At 67.1% G+C, this 7,181-nt stretch carries 5 protein-coding genes and 1 tRNA gene; 1 reads left to right on the plus strand and 5 read right to left on the minus strand.

The window, feature by feature from the left end; genetic code table 11:
* Window positions 1-138 precede the first annotated feature (138 nt).
* Window positions 139-215: transfer RNA gene (locus ACSVC7_RS32350), tRNA-Met, on the plus strand.
* Here the strand turns inward: ACSVC7_RS32350 and ACSVC7_RS32355 are convergent.
* The 5 genes from ACSVC7_RS32355 to ACSVC7_RS32375 form a co-directional block, all read right to left on the minus strand.
* Window positions 172-1,824, minus strand: coding sequence for a recombinase family protein (locus ACSVC7_RS32355; RefSeq protein ID WP_448208706.1), 1,653 nt, complete (start codon window positions 1,822-1,824; stop codon window positions 172-174). The two genes, ACSVC7_RS32350 and ACSVC7_RS32355, sit on opposite strands and share 44 nt — an antisense overlap.
* Window positions 1,821-2,900, minus strand: coding sequence for a tyrosine-type recombinase/integrase (locus tag ACSVC7_RS32360; protein ID WP_448208701.1), 1,080 nt, complete (start codon window positions 2,898-2,900; stop codon window positions 1,821-1,823). The genes ACSVC7_RS32355 and ACSVC7_RS32360 overlap by 4 nt, the downstream gene beginning before the upstream one ends.
* Window positions 2,900-4,633: a tyrosine-type recombinase/integrase gene (locus ACSVC7_RS32365; protein ID WP_448208702.1), complete on the minus strand. Its 1,734-nt coding sequence runs from the start codon at window positions 4,631-4,633 to the stop codon at window positions 2,900-2,902. Before ACSVC7_RS32365 ends, ACSVC7_RS32360 begins: the two co-directional genes overlap by 1 nt.
* A gap of 154 nt (window positions 4,634-4,787) precedes the next feature.
* Complete coding sequence (locus ACSVC7_RS32370) at window positions 4,788-4,979, minus strand: helix-turn-helix domain-containing protein (RefSeq protein WP_448208703.1); 192 nt, start codon at window positions 4,977-4,979, stop codon at window positions 4,788-4,790.
* A 499-nt stretch (window positions 4,980-5,478) separates the two neighbouring features.
* Window positions 5,479-6,159, minus strand: a complete 681-nt coding sequence (locus ACSVC7_RS32375) for an XRE family transcriptional regulator (RefSeq protein WP_448208705.1) — start codon at window positions 6,157-6,159, stop codon at window positions 5,479-5,481.
* Between the last annotated feature and the right edge of the window lie 1,022 nt (window positions 6,160-7,181).

A 7,181-nucleotide genomic window follows, 5' to 3' on the forward strand; every position in this document is an offset into this window, starting at 1 on the left:
TCAGCGCCGATGGTACTGCGTCTTAAGACGTGGGAGAGTAGGTCGCCGCCAGGTCACCACGGCACACGCCAACATCCGCTGGACGACGCTTCAACACTTACACGCTTCGACACGCTCTCCGATCCGCACCGGTACACCCGCGGGGTGGAGCAGCCCGGTAGCTCGTCAGGCTCATAACCTGAAGGTCGCAGGTTCAAATCCTGCCCCCGCAACCACCGACAGTTGACAGCCCGTCTCCTTGGAGGCGGGCTGTTCGCGTTTCTGGCCGACCTCGTCGCACACTGCCAGCACGCCAGCGAGTTCGCCAAAGAGCTGGGCCTCCAGTCCGCTTCCCGCCCGCGGCATCAGCACGACCTTCTCGATCATGGCGCGCAGCAGTTCGGCGGCCTCCGCCTTCACCGCCTCGTCGTTCAGGGCCTCCTCAAGGGCCGCCACCTTGCGGGCATAGACCTCCGCCAGGTTCGGCATCAGCTGGACCATCTCCAGGGCTGGGGCCGGGGCCTGCTCCGCTTCCTCAGCCAGTTCGGTCCGGCGCCGTTCCAGCGCCTGCATCTTGTCCTTCATGGCCGGCGTGTAGAGCCCGTCCTCAATGGCCTTCAGCAGGCCGGCGATGGAGCGCTCAACCCGGCCGATCTCCTGGTCCAGGACGGCTCGGCGTTGGGCGCTCTCGCGCGCCTGGGCGTTGGCAAGCCGGGTGACCTCGGTGATGAATTCTCTCACCAGATCGGGCGCCAGCAGTCGCTCCTTCAGCCCGCCGAGAACCCGCGCCTCAATGTCCTGGCGCTTGATCGTCCGGTCGTTGCCGCACGTCCCCTTGCTGCGGTGGGTCGAACAGCCGTAGCGGTCCTTGCCCATCACCGTGTAGCCGCCCCCGCACACCCCGCACGTCAGCAGCCCCGACAGCAGGAATTTGCGGCGGTTTGCCCTGTTCAGCGCATTGCCGGTGTCGTCGCGGCCGACCTCAAAGCTGAGCGCTCCCTGCCGAGCTTTGACGCGCTCCCAGAGCTCGTCATTGATGATGCGCAGCTCCGGCACCGCCACCACCTCCCGCTGCTCGGTCTGGTTGGGGCGGGCCACCCGGCGGCCGGTGCGCGGGTTCTTGACGTACGAGCAGCGGTTCCATTCCAGGCGGCCGACGTAGAGGGCGTTGTTCAGGAGCCCGGTGCCCCGCTCCACCTGGCCGCGGATCGTTGTGTCACCCCAGGGCCGACCGTCCGGGCCGGCGACGCCCTCCGCGTTCAGTTGGCGGGCAATGGCCCGCGGGCTTTGGCCGGCGGCGAACAGGCTGAAGATGCGGCGCACCACCGCCGCCTCGGCGTCGTTGATCCGCCGCTCCCCCCGGCCTCCGTCCGGGCCGTCGACGACATCGTAGCCGTAGGCCTTTCCCCCGGCCACCTTGCCCTGGCGCACGCGGCCGAGCTGGCCGCGCCGCGTCTTGTCGCGCAGGTCGGTCAGGTACATCTGGGCCATCGTGCCGAGCAGCCCGACGTGCATCGGCGTGATCTCGCCGGCGTTCACCGCGTGCAGCCGCACCCCGGCGAACTGCAGGCGGTCATGCAGGTCGGCGACGTCGGCCAGCTTGCGGCCGAGGCGGTCGAGCGCCTCCACCAGCACCATATCGAAGCGCCGCGCCTCGGCGTCCAGCAGGAGCTGCTGGTAGCCCGGCCGGAAGCGGCTGGCGCCGCTCATCGCGGCGTCCTTGTGGGTGGCGACCACCGTCCAGCCCTGGCGCTCGGCGTAGCGGCGGCAGATCTCGAACTGGTCGTCGATGGAGGCCTCGCGTTGGCTGTCGCTGGAATAGCGGGCGTAGAGCGCCACTCTCATGACGTGGTTTCCTTCTTCTTGGATCGTCCCTCCTTGCGCAGCCGCTTCACCAACTCCTGGTGGCGGCGGGTTGCCTGCAGGGCGGTCGCTTGGTTGTAGTAGCGCTCCGACGTGCGCAGGGTCGTGTGACCGAGGATCGCGGCGATGATCAGGGCATCCTCCGGGGCGTGGAACGCCACCGTGGTCGCGGCGGCGTAGCGGAAGAAGTGCGGCGGGATCGCCGTGCCCAGCTCGCGTTTGGTCGCCGCCATGATCGCGTGCTGGCAGCCGATCCGCGACAAGGGGCCGAGCCGGCCCACCCACAGGCAAGCGGGTTGCTCGGGCGGCACAAGCATGGGCCGGTGGACCGCAAGGTGGGTGCGCAGAGGCTCCAGCAGGGCGGAAGGCCAGCTGACCTCCAGGGGGCGCCCGTTCTTCATCTCCTCACCGGGGAAGCGCAGCGACACCGTCTCACCGTCCATGATCAGGTGCTGGCCGAGCGTGATCGCCGCCAGGTTGGTCAGGCGCAGCGGCCGGGCGGCCAGAAACGCCATCAGCAGCCCGTCGCGGTGGCGCAGTGCCCGCGTGCGCGGGTTGCAGATCGCCGCCGTCTCGGCGGTGGCCATCATGGCCAGCCCGGTCTCGAAGAGTCGGTCGGAATCGATGATGCGCGCGAGCTTGTCGCGCACGGGCTCGCTGGCGGTGTGCAGGCGCGAGGCGGCGGTGCGCAGCCAGTGGAGGTCCGCGTTGCGGCAGAGGACACGCACGGCTTCGTGCAGGCGGGTGACCACAGTCGCCACGGACGTCGGCGCCAGATGCCGCTGCAGCACACCGATGTACGCGCGCACCCGGTCCCGCGTGACCCGCTCATGCGGCGGGGCTGTGGCGTCCAGCGCGCCCTCCGAGGCCAGCCACGCCAGCCAGTAGCCATAGCACAACGCGGTGTGCGCGGCCGTCGAGGCCCGCCAGTGGGCCGCTGAACCTGGTTCGTCCAGGATGTCGTCCGCGGTGCGGGCCGCCTGCCAGCGGACGCGGTCGCCCTCGGGCCAGTCCGCGACCGGGCGGGGCGGGAAGGGGAGTTTGCGGTGTCCGGCCATCAGTTGGCCGTCCGATTGCGGGCGACCGGCAGGACGGCTTTCCGGCGCTCTCGCGTCACCAGTTCGTCGTAGCGGCGGATGTGGGCGGCGCGCTCCTCGCCGGCATAGTGGCGGCGGGTGGTGTCGACGGTGGTGTGGCCGAGCAGCTGGCGGCCGCTTTCGTAGTTGGTCGGGTTGTCCTCGAGCATCAGCTTGACCCCGATGTGGCGGAACGAGTGCGCCGTCACGGTCAGGCCGGTTTCCTTGAAGACGTGGGTCTTGATCGCCTCCGACAGGCGGTGCGCCGCCTTGTGCCCGTCCCCCTTGCCAGGGAAGAGGAAGCGGTTGCCCGCGGGCGCCAGCAGCGGGTGATGGTCGCGCAGATAGGTTTCCAGCAGGGTCACCGTCTCCGGCGGGAGCTCGAAGGCGAGGTCCTGACCGTTCTTCACCTCGCGGCCGTCGAGGACGAGATGGACGGTGTTGCCGCGCGGCGAGCGCGTCCAGCGCAGATGGCGGTCGAGATGCAGGGCGACGAGGTTGCCCCGCCGGATCACGGTCATCAGCAGCAACTCGACGGCCAGCGCGATCTGCACGCGCAACGCTTGGCTGCGCGTCGGCGGCCCCTGGCGGCGGACGTCGTCCATCACGCGGCGGGGGAAGTCCAGCAGGTCGTGGCGGCGGGCCGGGTTGTCGATCTGCCGCAGGATGCTGCGGTTCTTCTCGGTCAGCCCCTGGCGCGGCGGGCGGACCCGCTTCACGAGGCGCTGCAACTCCTTGAGCTGGGCCTCCGGCAGGCGGACCCAGTGGCGGGCGGCGGCGAGCATGCTGATGGCCAAGGCCGCCGGCTGGGCGGTGCCGTGGCTGTTGGCGGGATCGAGCAGATGGCGTAGCGCGTCCTTGAAGGCGTCGATGGACACGAGGGCGGCGAGGTCGGTCAGGGTAGCCGGATCGCGGCCATGCCGCGCGATGGCCGAGGCCCACATCAGGGTCTGCTGGCGGCGGGCGATGATGGTGGCCGGCTTCAGTGGCCGGGCGGGACCGAACTCGTCGAGCGGGTCGTGCCCCGCCTGCTGGGCCAACCACGCCTCGGTATCGGCGCGCAGGGAGGGCGGGAAGGCGTCCCAACCGAGCGACCAGCGGCGCTTGTTGGGCGGCAGGGCAAGCGGTTGCCGCGGCCAGCCCTCGACGGCATCGATCATGCGGTTCCAGGTGCGGACGAGGTCGCGCTGCATGGTGGCGGGATCGCGGCAGAAGTCGACCTCGTCCAGGTAGCCGCGGAAGCGGCGGATCACCTCATCGTCAACGGCCTCCGGCTCGATGCCGTGCTGACAGCAGTAACGAATGAAGCGTGTCAAGGCGCAGCGGGCGAACTTGCTGGGCAGGGCATCATAGAGCGCGGCCCAGGCTGGGGAGAAGGTCGTGGTGTTGCGGCCCTCGTGCCAGCCCACGGCCTTGAAGGCGCGGACGAGGTCGGAGCGGACGTTGCGCAGGCGCTTCCAGCTGGCCCCGACTTCGCGGGGGTGCAGCTTGTGCAGGCGGGCCAGCAGGGGACGCTCATGGGCCGCCAGGGCGGCGGGATCACTGTCGAGCAGCCGCGCGGTGGAGAGGACGGCCGACCGCAGGGCGCGCAGGTCGGTGTCTGGGTGACCGGCAGTGTTGAGCCGGATCAGCAGATCGCCGAGGGTGCGGGCATCGGACGGCGTGTCCGGCTGGACGTTCGGGGGTTCGTTCGGGTGGTCAGAAATGGTGTGCATGGTCTCCTCGTGAGATGGAGGGGAACGTGGTGGAACGGTGTGGTAAAACGGGATTATACCACGGAATAAAACGGAGGGTTTTGCACCGCAATGTTTTCCCGATGGCGTTATTTGGGTGGTGAACCAAGTGGAACCGAAGGGATCAGGATGGCCTCTAGCGCCGCGTCGATTTGATAAAGCGCTCCAGGTCTTGCGCGTCGATGCGGACACTGCGGCCGAAGCGATGCGCGCGCAGCAACCCGTCGCGGATCTGGTTGCGAATCCAGCGCTGCGACATGCGGCTGATCTCCGCCGCTTCGGCGACGGTCAGGATGGTGAGTCTCGGGGGTGGAGGTGTGGTTTTCATCGCTGGTTCTCGGTTCGCGGAGTGCGGTCGATCAGGCGGGGCTGTCGGTGATGGCGTGGCCAAGTTCTCGGGCGGCCGCGCGCCCCAGCAGCCGGGCAAGGCCGACCATGGGCTCGGGTGGGCTGTCCGGCGGGAGGGGGAGGCGTCCCGCCTCGGTGCCACAGGAGAGGAGAGGAGGGGCGGGGAGGCTGGTCATACCGGGGGCTCCGTATCGGGCAATGCCACGATAGGAATAATCCGGACTAGTGACCCACACAAGTGGAATGGCGCTGCCGCGCCTTGGCTCGGTTCAGGAGGGCGCGCGGCCAAGCGGACAAAAGAAAAGGCGCTGGAAGACCAGCGCCTTGCGAAACGGGTGGTGTGATGAGGACAGCGCCGCAGCGCCACTCTTCAGACAGGAGAGACCGGGCGATGCATTGGCGCAGGGGCGAAGGGGGGCTCTGTCGGCGTGACGGTGGCGCGCGGGCCGACGCGGTCGACGGCGAGCGCCGGGGAAGGCCTACAGCCCTTCCTCCAGGCCAACGATCACATGCACGTCGGCAACGCTGTCGCCGGGCAGGGTGATGGCCTCGGCGGGGGTGTAGCTACGGAGGAGGAGGTCGCCCTCATCAGTCCAGCCGCCCCACTCGCGCACGCAGGCGGTGCCGTCATGCAGCCGCACGAGCACGCCGATGTCCGGAACGGGCGTCCGGCGCGGATGGACATGGAGGATCTGGCGCGGCGTGAAGCGCGGGGCCATGCGGGTGTCCGTCACCCGGAGGCCGTACGCGCCCTCCACGCCCTTGAGGCCGGGCGGTGTCGGCGTGGCGCCGACTGGCTCCGTCTGCATCGGAAAGCGGCCTTGTGTGGGCCGGCGGGCCGTCGCGAAGGTGAAGACGTTCATCATCTCCTTGGCGCCGAATTCCTGGGGGGTGGCCGATGCGGAGGCGTCTGGCGAGTCAGGGTGGGGGCCAGCGGAGGCGTCGGCGATCTGTGCCAGGGCGGCGATCTGCTCGGCGTTGGTCAGCAACGCCTCCGGCTTCACGTCAAGCACCGACGCGAGCCGGATCGCCCAGTTGAAGGACATTGGGCGGCGCCCTGTCTCCAACTTGGCCACCTGAGACTGCGACGTGCCGACACGCTTCGCGAGTTCGGCTTGCGACATTCCGCGCAATGCCCTGATGTCCCCCAACTTTGACACGGATGGCCTCGTATTGGAATGATTGCGAATGTCATCGCCCAGCTTGGCATGAAAGTCAAGGCGCGAAGAGACTTGACGGCTAGGAAATCAACTCTGGCGGAACCCAGCGGTCGGTTGTGAAGCGTCCGGCTCTCGCCCGTGTGCCAGCCAGCTTCGGCCACATCCGGCTCTCTCCGATCAACGTGGAGCCTCCAACGCCGGAGGAAGGCCATAGAGATTTCCTTCACACCCTGGCCGAATTATCGCCGAAACGCGGTTTTACTCAACAAAGTCAAAAGCTTAACCACGGTTTCCAGGGTGCTATTCCGAGGCTAATTCGGTCAAAAATAGCCCCTTTTTCCTCAATCAAGTCAACGACTTAGGCCCTCCGACTTATATTATTGATTTAGTTTGCCCAAGAACACCTCTCACACCCCATTCCATCCAAACGCTCCTCTACGCGTAAACTCCCCCATACAAGCAGCCCCCACTCTCTGTAAAAATAATAAAAATAAATAAATGAGAATCCCCGGTTTTCCGAGGGTTTAGCGGGGTGATTTACGACCGAATTACCCTTCCGAGCGATTGGGCCTAAATACCCACCGGAGCCGCCCAATCCGTCCGCCCACCGGACCATTCGCGTGCATACTTCATGATTTCTTTCAAGTCCGGATCAGTCCGACTCGCTTTGCACTTGAGGATGTATCGCCAAATCGCAATGCGGGAAATCTGGTGGGGAGAGCGATACCTGCCGTTGGCGGGAGGTCTATCCCCTCCTGCGCAGGGGTGCCTGTCGGTTTCGAGCTTGAGTGGGTGCTGAGCCGGCCTTAGCTGTCCAAGCTGCGCCTTTGAAGGATACACTGTTCCGTATTTGTTCAAGGTGGTTCCGAAATCGCCACCCTTACACAGGATTCCCCTGGCTGCTCCTTTGGCCCCCGACCTGAGAGACTGTTTGAAAAGGGTTGGCGCTGAGGTCGTGTTGTGATTCAAGCTTTGTATGTGGACCGAAGCGACGCGCGGCCGGATGGCCAAGATCGAGAAGA

Source organism: Azospirillum mesophilum (assembly GCF_053470405.2).

What these genes read in the sequence shown, in the direction of transcription:
- ACSVC7_RS32365 (WP_448208702.1), bottom strand. Translation starts at nt 4,633, where the DNA reads ATGCACACCATTTCTGACCACCCGAACGAACCCCCGAACGTCCAGCCG.
- ACSVC7_RS32355 (WP_448208706.1), bottom strand. Translation starts at nt 1,824, where the DNA reads ATGAGAGTGGCGCTCTACGCCCGCTATTCCAGCGACAGCCAACGCGAG.
- ACSVC7_RS32370 (WP_448208703.1), bottom strand. Translation starts at nt 4,979, where the DNA reads ATGAAAACCACACCTCCACCCCCGAGACTCACCATCCTGACCGTCGCC.
- ACSVC7_RS32360 (WP_448208701.1), bottom strand. Translation starts at nt 2,900, where the DNA reads ATGGCCGGACACCGCAAACTCCCCTTCCCGCCCCGCCCGGTCGCGGAC.